The organism is Psychrobacter sp. CX97 (genome assembly GCF_057396285.1).
Genome location: NZ_JBXYJE010000003.1, coordinates 155,997 through 175,336, shown reverse-complemented (window position 1 = coordinate 175,336; position 19,340 = coordinate 155,997). Strand labels below are relative to the sequence as shown.

Genomic DNA, 19,340 nt, shown 5'->3' with positions numbered 1-19,340 from the left:
TGACCGTTACCCTAAAAATCGGTTTAGCCTTGAGTAGCGAAAAGCAAAATCTGCGCCAAAACCTACAAAAAAAACCACCCAAGCTAATTCTAGCTAAGGTGGCTTTTGAAAAACAAAGATAAACTTAAGTTAGGAGTCTTCTTTCATAGCTTTCGCTTCTTGTACCGCTTTTTTACCCCAAGCACTTAAATCAATATCTAATTTTTCATACTCTTGAGCATCAAATAACGGCACTTTAACACCTGCTTTTAGCTGACCGGCAAAGTCATCAAGCAAGCGTTTAGCACGTGGGAACAACATAATCAGTGCCAATAAGTTTGCTAGCGCCAGTACACCCATTAGTGGATCAGCAAAGAAGAATACCGATGTAGCCGTTGGCGCCGCTGCTCCAACGAATAATATTATAACCACCACCACACGTAGGAGAAAAGTAGCTGTTTTGATATTCTTTTTAACAAGGAAGTTGATTGCGTTTTCGCCCATATAATAATTATACATGATGGAGCTTAACGCAAATAATAATAATGAGATAGTCAGAATATATTGCGACCAATCTCCAAGCTCGCTCGATAAGGCTTGCTGAGCCAGCACGATACCATCAACCTCCACACCCGGCTGATAGACACCGCTTAACAAAATCATAAATGCTGTGGCACTACATACTAATATTGTATCTATAAATACAGATAAAGATTGCGAGATACCTTGGCTAACAGGGTGCGTGGCGTAAGCGGTGGCAGCGATGTTTGGCGCCGAACCTAAACCTGCTTCGTTTGAGAATAAGCCACGCTTCATGCCCTGCTCGATTGCCACACCAATACCACCGCCAACGACAGATTCAAACCCAAAGGCATTTTTCACAATCATGACTATGAGGTTGGGTAGTTCTGTGATATTAAGTACAATAATAATAACGGCCATAGCCAAGTAAATTAAGGCCATGATAGGAATAACAATATCGGCAGCTTTGGCAATACGCTTAATACCACCAAAAACAATAAACCCACCAGCAGCGACTAATACAAGACCAGAAATCCAACGCTCGATACCAAAGCTCTCTAATGCAGATCCCGCTACAGTGTTACCTTGGAAAGCAATAAAACCAACCGAGAAAGATAATAATAAGGAGATAGCATAAATGACCGCAAGCCATTTATAGTCTTTGCCTAACCCATGCAGAATATAGGTTGCAGGGCCACCGCGAAAGTTACCTTCGTGATCTTTGCGCTTATATAACTGCGCTAAACTACACTCGACAATACTGGTCATCATCCCCACTAAGGCAACAACCCACATCCAAAATACAGCACCTGGGCCACCTAGTGAAATAGCAACCGCAACACCAGCAATGTTACCCCCACCCACACGTCCGCCAATAGAGACTAGCAACGCCTGACGAGCACTAATGCCATCGTCGCCAATTTCTTCATTACGAAAAACCGAAAACATGCGTTTAAAGTATCTAAACTGGGCAAAATTTCCGACAATGGTAAATAATAGTCCGAAAATAATCAGCATTGGAACAAGCGACCAGCCCCACGTTAAATCACCTACTTTGGAGAAAAATGCTTGAATTAATTCCATCGTTACGCTCCTTCCTTTTTAAAATAAGTCCTGAATCATCTAAACGATTTTATGAAAGAGTCAGGAAGGTAAATTAATATACATCTAATATAGGTCTTTAAATACCTTTTATAGTCAGCACTTAATTAAGTAACCTAAAACTCATAATACCTTATCAATCAATTACTCATCATTGCTTATTAAGCCAACTTTATGATTGCTACGTTTGTTAAGCAAAAACAAAGTTGGAGATTATAACAAAATTTGGAATAGGTATATATTCAAATATCGTCAGTAGATTTTATAACGTTTTATCAAGCTTTTTTTACACAATAAAAAACCACCAAAGCTTACCGCTACGGTGGTTTTTAGCTTAACACTAGACTTTTTATACAAACAGAGTGGGTAGAGCTTCGCTACACGCTACCCACTCTGTAGGGAGTCATAAATAAGTATAACTGCCGCTTATTGCATGACAAGGTATTCAAATGCGGATAACGCCGCTTTACTACCCTCGCCCATTGCAATATTGATTTGCTTAAACGGTACGGTAGTCACGTCGCCCGCCGCAAAGATACCTTTACGATCTGTTCGGCAAGCTTCATCGATTTCGATTTCGCCAAAGCGGTTAACATCGACAAACCCTTTAACAAACTCAGAGTTTGGTACCAGACCAATTTGCACAAACACCGCTGACAAGTCTTGTTCTTTGGTTTCGCCACATGTACGGTCTTCATACACAATGGATGTTACTTTACCGTCAGCTGCTTTAATTTCTTTGGTAGCCGCTGAGGTAATGATGTTGATATTTTTAGTCTCTTTGGCTTTGTTAATCAATACTTGATCCGCTTTTAAGCTGTCAGCAAACTCAAATACGGTAACGTTTTTCACGATACCTGCTAAGTCTAATGCCGCCTCGATACCTGAGTTACCGCCACCGATAACCGCGATGTCTTTACCTTTAAAGAATGGGCCATCACAGTGTGGACAATACGCAACACCGCTACCGATATTTTCTTCTTCACCAGGGACGTTCAACTTACGCCACTGCGCACCCGTTGCGATGATGATACTGCGAGTATCAAACTGCTCACCGGTATTCAGATGAATGGTGTAGTTTTCATCTTCAGTTTCTGACAGCTCTTTAACACTGACGTGCTCTTTGATGTTAATGTCGTACTCTTTAAGGTGTTTTTCAAAGTTAGCTGACAGCTCGTTACCCGTGGTTAATGGTACAGAGATTAAATTTTCAATTGCTTGGGTATCTTTCACCTGTCCACCGATACGATCAGCAATGATAGTGACTTTTAAACCTTTACGGGCGCTATAAATCGCTGATGCCACGCCTGCTGGACCACCGCCAATAACGGTAACATCTTGACGCTCTAACTGCTCTTGGTCATCGGCACTCGCCGCATTTAATAAATCTGGGTATTCTGCTTGCAGCTTATCGATAATGCGAGCCGTATCCACTTTACCATTTAAGAAAGGTTTGCCATTCAAAAATACGGCTGGTACGCCTTGAATGTTGTTGGCTTCGACTTGCTCTTGGAATAAGCCGCCATCGATCATCTCATTGCTGATACCGTCATTAAGCAGCGCAAACTGGTTTAATGCCTGCACCACATCGGGACAGTTATGGCAAGATAATGATACGTAAGTTTGGAACTGTAATGGCTGACCAATACGTTTAACCATTTTCTGAATGCTGTCATCAAGCTTTAACGTATGTCCACCGGCTTGCAGGATCGCTAAGATTAGCGATGTAAACTCATGACCGCCTGGAATACCACTAAATACGATACCCGTTTCATTATCAACATCATCGCCTTCGGTTGTAATCTTGAAGCTGATTGGGCTAGGTAAGCGGTCATCTGTATTGCTCACATCAAAATTAATTTTATCAGTTGTGCCTGCAATTTGAGTTAGAAAGTCAACCAATTCGGCACGTTTTTCATGGTTGCTATCATCATTGGCACTACCAATGACAAAACTGATTGGACGAGTCATGTTGTCACTGTAGCTTTTAACCGCATCTAATAAACTTTGGTCTAACATATTTAAATCCTCTTATAAGAATAATTTGATTATAAAAATGATCATTTAATGCACTATATAATAGATAGCTTTATTATCGTAACTCCAACTGTAAACTACAATCTGAGAAACTCAAAGACTCAGTTTTATAAAACTGAACAATATTAATTTTTCATGATGTTTTATAAATCCATTAATTTGTTTTTATACTCCACTATTGATATAGCATTTAATCAGTAGTTTTTATAGGGTTTCAATAACCCTATAATCTGATGTCACAAATTTAGTTCATTCAAGCATGGTCAATCTCACTAATTTTGGTTACAATTTGACTAGGAGATAATTTTCTCACTGGTCTAATAGGATTATGGCAGTCACTACTTTTTGCGCTAGACTCCTATGACACTTATTCAACTGAACCAATAAGGATACTGATATGTTCCACGAACACCGCGACCTAATTACTGAGCTAAAACAATCAGATGCTCACTTTCAAAAGATGTTTGATGCGCATAATGAGCTTGATACAGAGATTGATAAACTAGAAAATGACGTGGTTAAATCAGTCAGCCGTGAAGATGAAATTGAAGAAATGAAACGCCGTAAGCTTGCGTTAAAAGACCAAATTGGTAAATACTTAGAAGAGAAAAGTAAATAACAATAAAAACACGTGGTTTAGCTGTTGTTTTTTTGATGCAAAGAGCCTTATCATTTGATAAGGCTCTTTGGCATAGAAATATGTCAAACTAGGGCTAACAGAAACAATATGTTCTCAGGCGAACGCTTATTTAACAATCATTAAGAGTCATTTTGTGACCTTTGATACCAGTTACCTCCTTATTGGGTCATACTTATTACCCAATGATTTATGGTAAGATACGATTATATATTAGCATCACTATCAAATCGCCATCTACATTTCTGATACGCGACCGCTTTAATCCAGATTGCTAACTTGTATTTTATCCGCACAATAATGAGACAAGCTAAAGTATGGCACTTCCATATTAGCTATTAACCATTAAGTTAGTCGTATACGAACAGACATTAAGAGTGTACCCCTAAGTTTACATCACACTTATATTATTTAAATTAATCTAATAAAAAAGAAACGGTATTCTATGACCTGGAACGATCCAAACGCACAACAAGAAGCACAGAATTATGACAACCCCATTCCAAGCCGTCTGCTTATCTTACAGACCTTGGTTGATAAGGGCGAGTTGACTCATAAACAATTAGCCGAAAGTTTTGGTATCAATAATACCGACCAATTTGATGCCCTAGGTAACCGACTAAAAGCCATGACACGCGATGGCCAAATAAATCGTGACGGCAATCCCGTCAAATATCGTGCAGTGACTAAGCAAGATGTTGTTTCTGGAACAGTGTCAGCACATGCTAAAGGCTTTGGTTTTGTGGTGCTAGATGACATGCCAGATTTGTTTTTACATGAAAAGCAAATGCGCTGGGTATTTAATGGTGATGTTGTCGATGCCATAGCAACTTCAACAGATCATCGTGGTCGTACCGAAGGTCGTATTCTCGAGGTAACTGAGCGTTCACAAGCACAGTTTATTGGCAGACTTGAAAAAGACGATGAGGGGTTCACCGTTACTCTGTCCAGCCCTAATAACCATCAGCCTATTACGGTTACTGAGGAGAATGTTGCGGCTTTAAAAGCAAAACCTGGCGTGCCTGTTAAGGTTGACATTATTGACTGGCCTAATCAGCACGAATTTGCTACGGGCAAAATTGTTGAAGTCATGGATGATGAAAATGATCGCGAAGTTATCATTGAAACGACCCTACTTAACTATGATATTCCGCACGAATTTAGTAGCAAAGTATTAAAGCAGGCCAACAGTTATTCCGAACCTTCTGAAAAAGAGATAAAAGGTCGCAAAGATATTCGTCACTTACCCATGGTCACTATCGATGGAGAGGATTCACGAGACTTTGACGATGCCGTGTATGCTGAGAAGCGCTCTGGTGGCAACTACCGTGTGGTCGTCGCCATTGCTGATGTTAGCCACTATGTGACCCCAAATTCTGCGCTTGATCATGAAGCCTTTGAACGTGGCACATCGGTTTATTTCCCACATCATGTTGTGCCTATGCTGCCAGAAGTATTGTCTAATGGACTGTGCTCACTAAACCCAGGGGTTGACCGCTTATGTATGGTAGCGGATATTAAGCTGTCTCGTGCCGGCAATGTGACAGGGTATGAATTCTACCCTTCTGTAATGCACTCACAAGCCCGTTTGACTTACAATCAAGTAAATGCATATTTTGATAATGAGTTACAAAATGTGCCTGACTCATTAACCAGTAATAAAGACGTTAAAAAATCTATTGATATCATGCATCAGCTATATAAAGTACTGGTTCAAAAGCGTGAACAGCGTCATGCAATGGAATTTGAAACGCCTGAAACTTATATTAAATTTAATGAAGAGGGGGGCATAGACGCAATTGTTCCCCGTACTCGTGGCGACTCCCATAAGTTGATCGAAGAGCTTATGTTACTGGCTAATACATCAGCAGCAAACTTCGCATTAAAAAATGAACTGCCGGTATTGTATCGTAACCACGATAAGCCAAGTGATGAAAAATCACGAGTAGTCCATGAATACGCCAAAAACTTTGGCATTGGGTTCCCAGAAGAAAGCCCTACTCAAGCGGACTATAAACGTATTATCGAAGCAACCAAAGAACGTCCAGATGCGGTAAGTATTCACAGTATGCTATTACGCTCTATGATGCAGGCCAACTATGCGCCTGATAATATTGGTCACTTTGGCCTTGCCTACGATGAATATTCTCACTTTACCTCGCCAATTCGTCGTTATCCTGACCTCATGTTGCATCGTGCAATTAAAGCAAAAGTCACGGGCGCGAAGCAGCCAAATATGGACTTCTCGTTAGAAGAAGCCGGTCAGCAAACCTCAGACACCGAGCGCCGTGCCGAAAAAGCCTCTCGCTTTGTTGAAGGCTGGCTCAAATGCCATTACATGAAAGATCATGTGGGCGATGAGTTTGACGGCGTTGTTACCACGGTAACCAGTTTTGGACTGTTTATTACCCTGACTGATTTGTTTATTGATGGCCTTGTACACATCTCTAATGTTGGCCAAGACTACTTCGTCTATGATGAAAAGCAACAGCAGCTCATTGGTAAAGATAAAGGCAACTTATTTGGCTTAGGCGATCTTGTGCGCGTTAAGGTCGCTGGTGTGAATATGGACTTATTGCAAATTGACTTTGAGCTAGTGGCTAAGATTAAAGCAAGTGCTATGAATCAAAGTAAGAAAACCTCTTCTAAACCTACTAAGGCCGCTACCAAAGAGGGTGGAGACAAGAAGCCCTCACGCCGTCGTAGTTCACGCAGTAGAGGCAAGAGTAAGCCAAAAACCGACAGTTAGTAGTAGGTTAAATGGTTGAATGGTAAATGCTCAGAAGGTTTGGCACTACTCATTTAACTTTTCGGCAGACGATAAGGGTTGTACAGGAAACTGTGCAACTCTTTTTTTATCCCCATACAATGCATTTTTTTAATGTGAAATTTGTTTAAATAGATCTAAAACGCCGGAAGAGCAGCCCAATACAAACACTTTGTGCTTTATTAAAGATTAAAGCATTGACAAATTTGGAATAAAAAGCGTAACAGTTTACAGACTATTAAGCTCTTTATTCCCTACTAATACCCTATTAGTTAAACTATACCGGGCTTGCTTTACAAACCTTTGCTTAGCGTAACATCTATTGACTAAAGTTAACGGTATAGGTCTATCTTATTTGATAGAGTTATTAAAGATAATTTGAAGGTAATGGAATAAATAACTTTCATACTATCTAACTAGTGTATATACGACTAAGTTTAATAGCTTAATTAGCGTGATAAATAATAAGGATATAATTATGACAGTTGCAAAAAATATTGAAGTAAGCAGTACGTCAACGAAAAGTTTTGAAGATGCTATCCAAAAGGGTGTAGCTCAAGTTTCAAAAACAGTTAAGAATGTACAAGGTGCTTGGGTTAAAGAGCAGAAAGTAGGTATTAGTGATGGTAATATCAGTACTTTTCATGTCGTTATGATTGTTAGCTTCGTCATCGATGACAATGTATAACTGATGCAGTTAATCAGCCTTGTATAATCATTCAATAGCTGATTGGATCAGTTAGAAAAGTACATAGTAAACCGCAGCCTCTGTCTGCGGTTTTATTTTTTGTAGATAGTCTCTTTAAATAGATAATCTCTATATAGATAGTTTCTTTAAATAGATAGTTTCTTTAAATAGATATCCTCTTTAAATAGATAGCCTCTTTAAATAGATAATCTCTTTAAATAGATAAAGAGCTTTAAAATCGATACAAGGTAACCAAGTAAAGGTACGACACTTGTAAACTAAACGAGGTTAACACCGTACCGATTTACAAGGTAAACGACTATAGCTTGTTGTTTAACTTAATAGCTTATAAATAATTAAATAGCTTATTGTGCATAAATTTTATGATTAAATACCTTATGGCTTAACGCCTACAAACTGTACCACAGCACTTAATCCCCTGTGGCCTTTACCTTCGTCGATCTCACGCTGTATTTCTTGACCGATCACCATATGTAAATCCTTAAGCTCATTTTTTAATTTTTCTAACGACATAAACTTGTCAATTTGGTTCGCTGATGGTCCACCTACACCTTCTGACTTGAGCTGTTCTGGCGTATAGGCTTCTAATATAAAAATACCCTCTGACTTTAATGCCTTACTAACTCTGGTATGCAAGCCTTGGCGTAGTACCTCTGGCATGTGCGCCCAAATAGACACGATCCCATCCCATTTATCCTTGCCCAAATCATACTCCGCAAGATCTGCCACTTGAGTGGTAATGCTGACGCCTCTTTCACTGGCCAGTTTTTGCGCCTTATCAAGCCCAACTTGTGATAAGTCGATTGCCATTACCTCAAATCCTCGTTCAGAAAGAAAGACGGCATTTCTACCTTCCCCTTCTGCCATGCAAAGTACACGCCCATGTGCAGGTATGCGCTTGTATTGTTCAATCAAAAAATCATTAGCCTTAGTACCATAAACATATTCTTCTTTACTATATCTATCATCCCACATTATTATTCGCCTCTATAGACCTTATTGATTTTAATGACTATATTTAAGATGTTGAGTCAAACAGCATAATTAACATAGCATGATCAGAGTGATAAGAGATAGTCTGTCATGAACAATAGGAGCGATATAGAATTGACATATGTCACTGTTAGTTACCATTTTTAGGCACTGCTTCAATTAAGTGCCGGCGAAGAGTCTCTAATTTAGTCCTTTTAAATGGATCTTCTTCAATCTAGTAGCGTCAAAAAGAGTTTTATCGCTTACTCTAAGGTCGCTATCAATAGTTCTAATATAACAATTCTATACAACTTTTTATCAATCAAGGGTAATTTCTGCACTAATTGGTAGATGATCCGATAGTTCAGACCATGGTTTACCTTTATGTACCCATGCTCGTTTGACAGTCAAGTTACGCACATAAATACGATCTAAGGATAGCATAGGGATGCGGGCGGGAAATGTGGGTAATAATTTATTATGTATCTCCAAAAAGGCTTCTGTCATATTCAACTCATTTGCCATTTTTTTGCATGAGTTTTTTTTCCAATCGTTAAAATCACCGGCAAATATGAGGGGTTGATTTTGATTAATTGTTTCATTTACATATTTTGTGATCGCATCATATTGTTTCTCCCTACCACCTTCTAAAAGATTAAGATGAGCACACAATACCACAATAGGCACCTCCCATCCCGCAGGCAAGATTTCACAATGTAACACCCCCCGTTTTTCTAGATTATTTACCGTAATATTGACGTTATGCTTTGGATCTAAAGGATGACGGCTTAAAACGGCATTACCATGATGGCCATTATTATACTCAGAGTTTTTACCATAACTGTGCTCACAGTCCAAAAACTCACCAAACCATTCATGCTGCGATTGATCAGGGTACTCATTGTACTTAACCATTCGCTTTAGATTTTGCCCTTGCACCTCCTGCAAACAGAGTATGTCAGGGTTAATACCTTTTAATGCCATGCCAATTCTTTTAGTTACCACTTGACGATTAAGCGGTGACATGCCTTTATGTATATTGTAGGTAGTCACAGTAATACTATTTATTTTTGTCATTCTATGCGCACTTAATTAATAGAGGTATAGTCATAGGCAACTAAATGAGATACAAGGCAACCGAGCGCAAGTACTACTCTAGTAGGCTTAGTGAGGTTAACGCTGTAGCTCTTTAGTTTGCCTACGACTATAATTGATTGGTTATCGCAATAAACCTATGCATAAGAAATTATAGGACAATTATATTACAATAAAAAACACTGGTACCGTTACCAGTGTTTTTATAACATCAGCGAGTGAGAAAGATATCATTTGACCCGCATGCAGGTATTTTAAAAGGATGCTCGTCTCAAGCTTTATGGCTAAATTTTAAAGGCTAATTTTTAAAGGCTAATTAGTAGCGAGTAACTAGCGCCACGGGCAGGTCTTGACCCATAGTGTCTTCCGGTAGGAAAACAACTTCACCACCATTGTGAATAACCAACTCAATAATGTCGCCCACCGCATCATCGCTAACACCTTCTACGGCTGGATCATCTGCTAACTCAAGCGTTTGAGCTTTTGCATCAATCTTAGCAGGCTGAATATACCCTTGACGTACGTATAACGTCTCGCCCGCTCCTTGGAATGCCGATTGATACACGTCTTGTAAATCCGTACGAACCAAATCAGCACCTCTAGCCTGTTCAATCCGCCCTAGTGCGTCTTTATGAAGATTGGCACGATATTCTTCAATAGCTTCCTGCACCCCATCAATAATATGTTGGGCGGAGCCAGTTTCTAAATCAGAGATATTATCGACAGTGGCAATAATATTTTCAGGACGATCACACACGTCTTTGTAGAAGCTAATATTACGAGCGTCACCAACGATTACCAAAGGCATCTTATGATCACCCCAGAGCTCTTGTACACTCTTGTCTACCCGATTTAAAAACTCCTTTAAATAGTTGTCTTCATTGGAAGCATTAGAGCGGGCCGCTCCACTAGAGGTGTGCAAGGTCGTATTTTCAATTGGGAAAGGGATGTTTTGCATATGGTTTTGAGCATCATCATTTTTATCAAACTCAAGCACAACACGGTCATTTGATGCTTCAATTAAACGAGCGTGTTCACGGGTAATGACGACCGCATAAAAATGAACGGCACTGGCCATATCACGAATTAAGTCACGGGTTGCAAAGTGCGTATCGACTATGACACGTTCGTCTGTATCAAGTGGCATACGTATGACTTGTACATCGTCTTCGTGCGCAAAAATCGCCAAAGTATCTAAGTTATAGTTATGGTCTAACTCATCCGTTTTTTCATGAATTTTATCCAATATTGCAGTAGCAGTGCGCTTATCGTATTCATTGGTAATACGCTCCTCTGCCACTTTTAATTGATTTTTTAAGGCAATGTGATCCTGCTCGTTGGCAGGATGTTCACGGTGCGTTTTAACAAAAATACTGACCGCTGGCTTAGCAGTTACGTCACGTAGACTTTTAAGTGTTGCCTTCATAGAGAATCTCCTATTGAGTAATGTAATGAGAGTTTATGATTTAATTTGAGTTAATAGTTATTTGTCACTTTTATTAGGGCGTGTATTAGGGCGTGCCCTCAAGTCCTACAATTACATTTAAATGGGCTAAACTACTTTTTTACCTTTTGTTGTAATTAATACTTCTCGTAATTAATACTTATTGTTATTCATTTAGACATTTTCTAATTTTTAAGCTTATCAAGCTAGCTCTATGCCAACTAGGTAAGCTTTGTAAATAACTTTGAACCCCTATCTGTTCTTGTTCTGATTATGTAACCCTTGTATTCTAAAGATAGTGACTCAATAAATATAAGTAACCAAAATTATTATTTCTATAAAACTAATGGTTACAATTTCTGTGGAACGAACTATGCAAAACAATCAAATCATTTCCAATAGCGATGCTAATCTCCATCTTGTCGACTTCTCAAAAGCCGCACCTGATGCGCTTAATACCAAAGTGCGAGATGCCATTGATAAAGGCAATCAGTTTTTGGATACCCTTGAAGAGCTTGATAAAAGCATGGGTAATGCGTCGTTAACTGCTAAGCAAGCGTTAACCGACGTCGGCCATTTTGAACATATCAACCTAGATTTAGACCGAAACTGGGGGATCGTCTCGCATCTTAACAGTGTTATGAGTAATGATGACATTCGCCACGCCCATCATGAGCTACTGCCTCTTATTTCAGCCTATAGCACTCGAGTTGGTCAGCACAAGCCACTGTTTAAACGTTATCAACTCATTAAAGATGACCCTGAGTTTTTTGAGACCTTAAACCCAGCACGCCAGCGCGCAACTCAGCTCGCTATTCAAAGTTTTGAGTTGTCAGGCGTTGCCCTGCCTGCGCAAAAACAAGATATCTATGCAAATATTCAAAGCAAACTATCCACCTTATCTGCAAAGTTCTCAGACAATATTTTAGATGCTACCCAAGCTTTTACTCTACCCTTAACAGAGTCTCAACTGGCGGGGATTACTGAAACAGGACTAGCCATGTTGGCATCGGCTGGGGAGCAGTACAAAACCAAACTAAATGGGAATTTGCCTACGCCTTATTATGTGGCTACGCTTGATATCCCTGTATATTTGGCAGTCATGACTCATGCCGATGATCGCAAGTTACGTGAAACACTATACAAAGGATATGTGACCCGTGCCTCTGAATTTGACCGTCATAAAAACAGTAAAGATGAATCGTTAGACAATAGTAAGGTAATGGCAGAAATATTGGCTTTGCGGGCTCAAAAAGCAGAATTGCTTGGCTTTGAGAACTACGCTGACATGTCATTATCTAAAAAAATGGCCGATAGCGTGCCTGAAGTAGAAACCTTCTTACGAAATCTAGCCGCTAAAGCTAAGCCTGTGGCAACGCAAGACTTTAAACAACTGCAACAAGAAGCCAGTAAACACGGCATTGACGCTGATGACGTGCAACCTTGGGATACCGCCTATTTAGCTGAAAAAGTAAAACAGGCTAAATTTAAACTATCGCAAGAAGAGATCCGCCCTTATTTCCCCCTGCCTAAAGTTATCGATGGACTGTTTACCATTGTCAATAAACTATTTGCTATTAAAGCAGTCGAAAAAACAGGTACCGTATCTGTGTGGCACGATGATGTGCGTTTCTATCAGCTATTCGATGCAGATAACAGCTTAATAGGTGGTTTCTATTTTGACTTGTATGCTCGTCAAGGCAAACGAGGTGGCGCTTGGATGAGTGGCTTTCAACCTCGCTACAAAATTAATAGCAGCTTAACTAGCAGTTCAGCTTCTACAACAAAGGCGTACAGCCAACTCCCTGTCTGTTTTATGGTAGGTAACTTTACCCCTGCACACGCCGATAAACCGAGCCTATTGACCCATAACGAAGTTCTGACCCTATTCCATGAATTTGGACATGGTCTCCATCACCTGCTCACTCAAGTTGATATTAGCGATGTCGCGGGGGTTAATGGTGTAGAGTGGGATGCAGTAGAGTTACCCAGCCAGTTTTTAGAGAATTGGGCATGGGACCCTGAAGGCATTAACCTAATCAGTGCTCATGTTGACACTGGCGAGCCTTTACCAAAAGACAAACTAGACGCCCTACTTGCTGCCAAGAACTTCCAAAGCGGTATGCAGACGCTTCGCCAAATTGAGTTCGCCCTATTTGATTTACTGTTACATGCTCAAGCGCCCTCCCCTGACTATCAAGGCATTTTAGCTACCCTTGATAGGGTTCGTGATGATGTCGCCATTACTGATACCCCAGATTACAACCGGTTTGCTAATGGCTTTAGCCACATTTTTGCAGGTGGTTATGCGGCAGGATACTATTCATACAAATGGGCTGAACTACTGTCCTCTGACGCTTTTAGTCGGTTTGAGGAAGAGGGCGTATTTAACCCTACCATAGGCAAAGCATTTAGGGAGAGCATCCTAGAAGTCGGTGGTAGCTTACCGGCTAAAACCAATTTTGAAAATTTCAGAGGTCGTGCCGCAACGATAGATGCTCTGCTGCGTCACAGTGGCTTTGCAGATGGCTTCGATAATGAAAGTGATAACGAGGTAGCCTAAGATGCGTTATGAATCTAAACGCCCAAAACGCCAGTTTTTAGCTGGCGTTAAGTGTCCAAAATGTGACGAGATGGATACGGTGGTGCAGGTTCGTATATATGAGCCTATCGAGGACGAATACATTGAGTGTACCAAATGCGGGCACAGCGAGCGCCGACCAGACCCCGAAGAAATCAAAGAGAAAAATGCATTAGCCAATGATGCGATGAGTACTGGCACGCAGGGTACGGTAAAGTTTTTTTGAGTAGATTTTTGACTGTAAAAATAAAAAAGGGCGTTAAGCCCTTTTTTTTATGGATTAAACTTTTATAGAAGCTAAAAATGAAAAAGCAAAAGCTTAGCCTCATTATCGGAGCATTTCCAAAAGTGAGAAATATGCGAGTCATGGGTAGTCTACTTTGCATAGCGTTACTCGGTGCTCGTCCCTCGCACAAGAGCAACGCACATCTCTAGTCCATATATGGATATTCCCAATCAAATGACCGTCTATTCTTAAATTGACAAGTTCACTTGCTATTGAAAAAGATAGTGGACTTCTAATTTAGCCTATCATGTTCGAATGCATTATGTCTATTGTGATTATTCCCAATATATCAGTCTATTTTAAGTGGTCTATAACCCAGTTATAGGTAGCGCTTGTACTTGAAAGGTTCTGCTAGAAGATACTTAGAAAAATCCCGCTAGTTGTCTGACTAAAATATCTCAAGCTTGAGCGTACGGCACTGACTGCAGGCGGCAATATTTCTTAAGCGGCAATTATAGGTTAGGTCCGAAAGGGGTTAGTTTTGAGCAAGCTAGGTTAAAGTAAAATGTTTCTACTAGACGTTGTATCAATCAATATATCTAAGCTAGTTAATGATTCTAATTCAGCCTCAAGTTTATCTAAAGTAGATTGGCTAGGGTTGCCATCTGGAAAATAAATCGTCACATTTGTCATTTGATTGTCAGGCATATAGCCAATTGATTGTATTTCACCACGGTACTTATTTCGAATCAAGAGGGTAATCTTTTCAAATACTTTTTGATCACCATAAATAGCCACTGATTCATCCGCTGAGCGGTTATTTGTCGGCAAGATTTGAATTGGAAGGCTAAAATCCTTAGCATCACTACTGGTAAATACATAATGATGAATTTCTGCCTTCACATTAGGTTTTACCATAATAAACAAACGATAGTCTCTAACAGCTTCTTCATCACTTACGGGTTTATCAGCTTCTCTAATACCTTTTTGGTCAGGTGTTACAAATCCCCAGCTTGCTGCAACCAGATCGTCACCCAGTTGAGCAAACAAACCTTGCAATACACCCTCGTCTTGAACCCCGCCTTGCATTGCCAAAATCCTCATCGCTTGCGCCTTACTAACTTTAGAGTCTGACATAAAAGATTTTATTATGACGTCATCAATTTGATAGCGTTGTGTCACTTTCTTAGGAAAATTATCAACGATATGAGTATATGGTTTATCAATTTTTGACCAATCAATGGCTTTGGTCGTCACTGGCTTTGAATTGACTTTTGGCGATTCGACGACGTTAGGATTTGGTAGCTGCGTATTAACAGTTTGACTGCAGCCATTTAAAACTAGACTCGTTACTGCTAAAAATATTATTTTGTTCACTTTTATTATCCTAATTCTCATAGTAGGTCTAATTAGCCAGCTTAGAGATGACACGTGTCGTCAATGCGATACATTTAAGTTTGGAATTACTTTAATCGTGAAGTTCAACGACAATAGATATTTTTTCCATAATATTGCTTAGGGTGAATAAAGACAATGATCCAAAAGCTCATAGTATGTACTCAACTAAACACACTGAAACTAGCTTAGTGAGTAAAGCTGTCGATACCTTTTGGCTACGACCGAATAGTCAAGTTTTTAGTCAGCACTAGACTGTTCGGCTATAAGCTACTGTTATCAGTATTATGAATTATGTATAACAGATTCGTTTACATAGCTATGTACCTCTCAACATGAAATGGATATATTCCAATTCTTAGTGAGTTGCTTAACTCTATTATGCACATAGAGATGCGCCAACTAGCAATAGTATATATTTACTAGATTAATCCAAACCCTTGTATATAATTAGAACATCATTCGAGTTTTGAAAGGATACAAAATCGTGAAAGGTAATAACCAATACGTTTATAAAAAGTCTACGAGTCAGCTTATTATGGGTATGTTTGCTTTGGGCAGCTTAATCGCCATAAGTGGTTGTAATAGCGGTCTTACTAATAGCCAGCCGACGCTGGAGGTAGATAATAAACCTATAGTAAGCAAGACTGTGAACGCTTCGCCCCCAAAGACTGATAAGGATTATGTCGCTGCTGACGACTCTGCTGCGACAGCAGATGGTATCTCTCAAGTGGTTAGTGCCAATAATAAATTCGCTATTAATCTATATCAGCAGATAGGTAAGCAACCTGACCAAGTAAATAAGAACGTGTTTTTCTCACCCTATAGCTTGTCTTCTGCGATGGCAATGCTCTATGCCGCAGCCGAGGGAGAGACCAAGCAGCAAATTAAAGAGACCTTTCATTACCCCTCAATGGATATCCTTAACCCCAATAGTGCCGCGCTTTACAATCAATTTAACAAACCTAGTCCTGACTACACCCTTACGACGGTCAAAGATCTGTGGATGGAGCAAGAGCTAACACTTACTAAGTCCTAAGTCGACACCGTACAACGTTATTACGGTGGTCAAGTGACCACTCTTGATTTTGGATATAATCCTGAGCCGTCGTGCCTCATCATTAATAAAAAAATCGCACAGCATACCAACCAGCTGATCCCTGAATTACTACCAAAAGGCAGTATTAAAAAAATTACGGTCGCCGTGTTAACCAACGCCGTCTATTTTAAGGGCGATTGGAAAATGCCTTTTACGGTTCAAAGCACTAGTGAGCAGCCTTTTTATAATTATACTGGTACAAGCTCCCCTATCAAGATGATGCATACACAGGCGGACTTTGGCTATAGCGAAGACAAACAAGTACAGGTCGTGCAATTGCCTTATAAAGGGGACGACTTGTCCATGCTCATAGTATTGCCCAAAGCTAAAGACAAAGCCGCCATGCAGCAATTAGTGAATGAGTTGAGCGTTGATAAGATCAAACAATGGAATAAAGACTTAGTTAGGCAAGAAGTGAACCTGCACTTACCAAAGTTCAGTATATCCCTCAATGTCCGAAAAGTTCATTATTTGTAGTAGCAGGATAATGACTAAACGGTGTGATGGCTATGCTAAAGATTATTGCGTCCTTGACCTCAAAGACTGATATCTTCAAGTTTTTAGCCTGAAGTTTCAGCCAAAAGCGGATAAAAAGAACTGCTTAATCATAGCTGAAACTCCACTTTAAATTATTTCGCTAAAGATATACTATGTATCAATAAAGCCCTATCTCCTTCAACACAATTATGCTTATCACCTAAGATGTAACTAGGGTTAATAGGTCCTCCCCCTAAGTCCAAACTCTGTCCTAGTTCAAAGAACTCACCCTCAAAATTCAATGCTTTTAAATCATTGTTCCAAAAAATATTATTCGTTTTTTTACTCTCATCTAAGGGGAAAACCAATGCCCATTCGCCATCTTTGCCGCTATCCAAGATAAGGCAATTATTTTTTATTTTTAAAACTCCCCAGTACCTAGCACTAGAGAAAACTGAACTTTTATTAACTTCAAATCTTAGTATATTTATGCCATGTTCAGTAACTTTATGAGGGCTAATTGGTTTAATGGATTCATTTGGTTTAATGGATTCATTTTTTTCCATCTCAGTGTTTTGACTGGAAGAATAGCAACCCATGATCATTAGCGGAAACAGACAAATAAACATTTTACTTTTTAACAACTGTAGCTCCTACTAAATTTGCATAATCAAGACTTGTATAAACTACAGTTAAAGCTTGTTTTTGTGTTGATCTATCAACCCAACTACAACCTGACTGTATACCATAGCCAATTGTGTAAGCAAACCAAGGTCCACCACTATCACCTGATATGCATCTCATTGTCCCAACGCCATCAGTCGCAGGGTCATATTTTGTTCCACCACCCTTTTTGGTATTACTAACAACGACGTAAGTACTTCCTCCCACCCCATCAGAACCCTGACCGTTAGTGCTGGTAACCTCTCCGCAACTTTGTATCAGTGTAGAATCTGTCTTAGAAATCTGCCCTAGATGACATATATATGAACCCGTTACAGTTCCGCCTTTGACTCTAGTGTTAACTCTGCTCATTGTACCTGTAAGAGTTCGTGGAGTTGAAGTATTATCGGCGTAAAACTGACCTTCTGAAGTAGCGTGGTTAGCTGTAACAAATCCAATATCGCCTCTACTATCAAAAACAATATTTTTGCTATCAATAATAAGCGGATATTTAGAGCCATCTTTATCTGTATACGAAAGATTTGAATAGCCTTTCAAACAGTGTCCAGCTGTCAAAACCCCTTTATTCCCTGCACTATCTTCAGCAACAAAACCAGTCATACAATGCAAGCGATTAGCTGAATTTACTATTTTAGAACCGCCCCTAGTATGCGTCAAAACAATACCTGAAGGGATTACCTCTACCTCTATAGGCAAGTCAATAATCTTGCTTGCTGTTTCTTTTACAGTTCCGTCATCAGATTTAACGTACAAGATAATAGCTCCAGTTTTTTCATTATCTGCAACCATTTCTAGATTAGGAACTTTTGAAAACAGCTTACTTTTCTGTTTCTCAATTTTATCCAATCTAACTGTTTTTTTATTTTTGGCATTAGCCTTAAATTTAATCTTACCTTTCACCCCTTCAGATAATTTTCTTTCCGCTTTTGAAACAAAATCTTCAGACACACCTAAATCTCTTAACTTCCTATTAACTTTTTCCTTCTTTTCTTTTTTCTCTTTCTTTGGTTTTACGTAGATCTCTTTATTGGTAGGAACGTTGTTACTAACCAATTCAACCTCAAGACCGAAGTCATTATTACTCTTAGTGCTATCAAAATACAGACCTGATATATCCTCTCCATATGTGTCTTTCAATTGTTGAATAGAGTCCTGAGTCTGAGTCATCAACAATAAGCGTCGTATAGCCTCCTCTTCAGAAACACTATAAGATTCTGCATAATACTTGGCATCTACAGCCAAGGCTTCTGCTTCTGTTAACGGTTCAATATCAACTTCTGAGGCTACTGACGCAGTAGACAATAACCCTAAAAATAATAAAGCAATTCCGTTTCTTGTTGTTGAAAATAACATATTAAAAACATCCTTATTGTTAAACACTTAAGTATTAGTAATATACTATATCACTTATTATACATAATTTGTTAGGATTTATTTAGTGAGATTAATGTACTACATATATAAAAATTTCAACTTATGACTAATAATCCAAATAATCATTAAAGCGCTTTTATTAAATCGGCTAGCGTCTTTCTTCAGCTCATTAACAAAAGGATTAACTTATGCTTGCCCTGTATAGTCATTATATATGGCGCTTGTGGGCGATATTAGATGG

General features: G+C 39.3%; 14 protein-coding genes and 1 pseudogene. 7 read left to right on the top strand and 8 right to left on the bottom strand.

Going from position 1 to position 19,340, the window contains the following annotated elements; translation table 11 throughout:
• Window positions 1-129: 129 nt before the first annotated feature.
• Together AC2SLL_RS03740 and ahpF are read right to left on the bottom strand one after the other, a co-directional pair.
• The gene (locus AC2SLL_RS03740; protein WP_486530333.1) at window positions 130-1,584 is read right to left on the bottom strand and encodes an alanine/glycine:cation symporter family protein; all 1,455 of its coding nucleotides are present in this window, start codon (window positions 1,582-1,584) and stop codon (window positions 130-132) included.
• A gap of 444 nt (window positions 1,585-2,028) precedes the next feature.
• Complete coding sequence (gene ahpF / locus AC2SLL_RS03735; RefSeq protein WP_486530332.1) at window positions 2,029-3,621, bottom strand: alkyl hydroperoxide reductase subunit F; 1,593 nt, start codon at window positions 3,619-3,621, stop codon at window positions 2,029-2,031.
• A gap of 415 nt (window positions 3,622-4,036) precedes the next feature.
• Here ahpF and AC2SLL_RS03730 point away from each other — a divergent pair, with 415 nt between their 5' ends.
• From AC2SLL_RS03730 to AC2SLL_RS03720, 3 genes are all read left to right on the top strand, one after another.
• Complete coding sequence (locus tag AC2SLL_RS03730) at window positions 4,037-4,258, top strand: HP1242/YdcH family protein (protein WP_486530331.1); 222 nt, start codon at window positions 4,037-4,039, stop codon at window positions 4,256-4,258.
• 463 nt (window positions 4,259-4,721) lie between these two features.
• On the top strand, window positions 4,722-7,025 hold the full coding sequence (gene rnr / locus AC2SLL_RS03725; RefSeq protein ID WP_486530330.1) for a ribonuclease R: 2,304 nt from the start codon (window positions 4,722-4,724) through the stop codon (window positions 7,023-7,025).
• Window positions 7,026-7,521: 496 nt separating this feature from the next.
• Complete coding sequence (locus AC2SLL_RS03720; RefSeq protein WP_486530329.1) at window positions 7,522-7,731, top strand: dodecin family protein; 210 nt, start codon at window positions 7,522-7,524, stop codon at window positions 7,729-7,731.
• Between the two features lie 396 nt (window positions 7,732-8,127).
• Here the strand turns inward: AC2SLL_RS03720 and AC2SLL_RS03715 are convergent, their stop codons facing one another.
• The 3 genes from AC2SLL_RS03715 to AC2SLL_RS03705 all read right to left on the bottom strand — a co-directional run bounded on the left by AC2SLL_RS03715 (window position 8,128) and on the right by AC2SLL_RS03705 (window position 11,245).
• Complete coding sequence (locus AC2SLL_RS03715; protein WP_486530328.1) at window positions 8,128-8,727, bottom strand: class I SAM-dependent methyltransferase; 600 nt, start codon at window positions 8,725-8,727, stop codon at window positions 8,128-8,130.
• Between the two features lie 315 nt (window positions 8,728-9,042).
• The gene (locus AC2SLL_RS03710; protein ID WP_486530327.1) at window positions 9,043-9,801 is read right to left on the bottom strand and encodes an endonuclease/exonuclease/phosphatase family protein; all 759 of its coding nucleotides are present in this window, start codon (window positions 9,799-9,801) and stop codon (window positions 9,043-9,045) included.
• Between the two features lie 334 nt (window positions 9,802-10,135).
• Entirely contained in the window at window positions 10,136-11,245 is a 1,110-nt protein-coding gene (locus AC2SLL_RS03705; RefSeq protein WP_486530326.1) for an AOC03_06830 family ribosome hibernation factor, read from the bottom strand.
• A 391-nt stretch (window positions 11,246-11,636) separates the two neighbouring features.
• Between AC2SLL_RS03705 and AC2SLL_RS03700 the strand changes: the two genes are divergently transcribed.
• The 3 genes from AC2SLL_RS03700 (at window position 11,637) to AC2SLL_RS03690 (ending at window position 14,279) form a co-directional block, all read left to right on the top strand.
• Entirely contained in the window at window positions 11,637-13,826 is a 2,190-nt protein-coding gene (locus tag AC2SLL_RS03700; protein ID WP_486530325.1) for a M3 family metallopeptidase, read from the top strand.
• 1 nt (window position 13,827) lies between these two features.
• Window positions 13,828-14,070: a YheV family putative metal-binding protein gene (locus AC2SLL_RS03695; protein WP_486530324.1), complete on the top strand. Its 243-nt coding sequence runs from the start codon at window positions 13,828-13,830 to the stop codon at window positions 14,068-14,070.
• Between the two features lie 77 nt (window positions 14,071-14,147).
• Window positions 14,148-14,279 carry a hypothetical protein gene (locus AC2SLL_RS03690; RefSeq protein WP_486530323.1) on the top strand — a complete coding sequence of 44 codons (132 nt, stop codon included), beginning with the start codon at window positions 14,148-14,150 and terminating at the stop codon, window positions 14,277-14,279.
• Between the two features lie 346 nt (window positions 14,280-14,625).
• Here the strand turns inward: AC2SLL_RS03690 and AC2SLL_RS03685 are convergent, their stop codons facing one another.
• Entirely contained in the window at window positions 14,626-15,447 is an 822-nt protein-coding gene (locus AC2SLL_RS03685; RefSeq protein ID WP_486530322.1) for a hypothetical protein, read from the bottom strand.
• Window positions 15,448-16,003: 556 nt separating this feature from the next.
• Between AC2SLL_RS03685 and AC2SLL_RS03680 the strand changes: the two are divergent.
• Window positions 16,004-17,041, top strand: a pseudogene (locus tag AC2SLL_RS03680) (serpin family protein).
• Window positions 17,042-17,193: 152 nt separating this feature from the next.
• Here AC2SLL_RS03680 and AC2SLL_RS03675 read toward each other — a convergent pair.
• Window positions 17,194-17,685: a hypothetical protein gene (locus AC2SLL_RS03675; RefSeq protein WP_486530321.1), complete on the bottom strand. Its 492-nt coding sequence runs from the start codon at window positions 17,683-17,685 to the stop codon at window positions 17,194-17,196.
• Window positions 17,672-19,078, bottom strand: coding sequence for a chymotrypsin family serine protease (locus tag AC2SLL_RS03670; protein WP_486530320.1), 1,407 nt, complete (start codon window positions 19,076-19,078; stop codon window positions 17,672-17,674). Before AC2SLL_RS03670 ends, AC2SLL_RS03675 begins: the two co-directional genes overlap by 14 nt.
• Between the last annotated feature and the right edge of the window lie 262 nt (window positions 19,079-19,340).

Coding starts and splice junctions, on each gene's coding strand:
- AC2SLL_RS03740 (WP_486530333.1), bottom strand. CDS start 1,584: ATGGAATTAATTCAAGCATTTTTCTCCAAAGTAGGTGATTTAACGTGG.
- ahpF (WP_486530332.1), bottom strand. CDS start 3,621: ATGTTAGACCAAAGTTTATTAGATGCGGTTAAAAGCTACAGTGACAAC.
- AC2SLL_RS03730 (WP_486530331.1), top strand. CDS start 4,037: ATGTTCCACGAACACCGCGACCTAATTACTGAGCTAAAACAATCAGAT.
- rnr (WP_486530330.1), top strand. CDS start 4,722: ATGACCTGGAACGATCCAAACGCACAACAAGAAGCACAGAATTATGAC.
- AC2SLL_RS03720 (WP_486530329.1), top strand. CDS start 7,522: ATGACAGTTGCAAAAAATATTGAAGTAAGCAGTACGTCAACGAAAAGT.
- AC2SLL_RS03715 (WP_486530328.1), bottom strand. CDS start 8,727: ATGTGGGATGATAGATATAGTAAAGAAGAATATGTTTATGGTACTAAG.
- AC2SLL_RS03710 (WP_486530327.1), bottom strand. CDS start 9,801: ATGACAAAAATAAATAGTATTACTGTGACTACCTACAATATACATAAA.
- AC2SLL_RS03705 (WP_486530326.1), bottom strand. CDS start 11,245: ATGAAGGCAACACTTAAAAGTCTACGTGACGTAACTGCTAAGCCAGCG.
- AC2SLL_RS03700 (WP_486530325.1), top strand. CDS start 11,637: ATGCAAAACAATCAAATCATTTCCAATAGCGATGCTAATCTCCATCTT.
- AC2SLL_RS03695 (WP_486530324.1), top strand. CDS start 13,828: ATGCGTTATGAATCTAAACGCCCAAAACGCCAGTTTTTAGCTGGCGTT.
- AC2SLL_RS03690 (WP_486530323.1), top strand. CDS start 14,148: ATGAAAAAGCAAAAGCTTAGCCTCATTATCGGAGCATTTCCAAAAGTG.
- AC2SLL_RS03670 (WP_486530320.1), bottom strand. CDS start 19,078: ATGTTATTTTCAACAACAAGAAACGGAATTGCTTTATTATTTTTAGGG.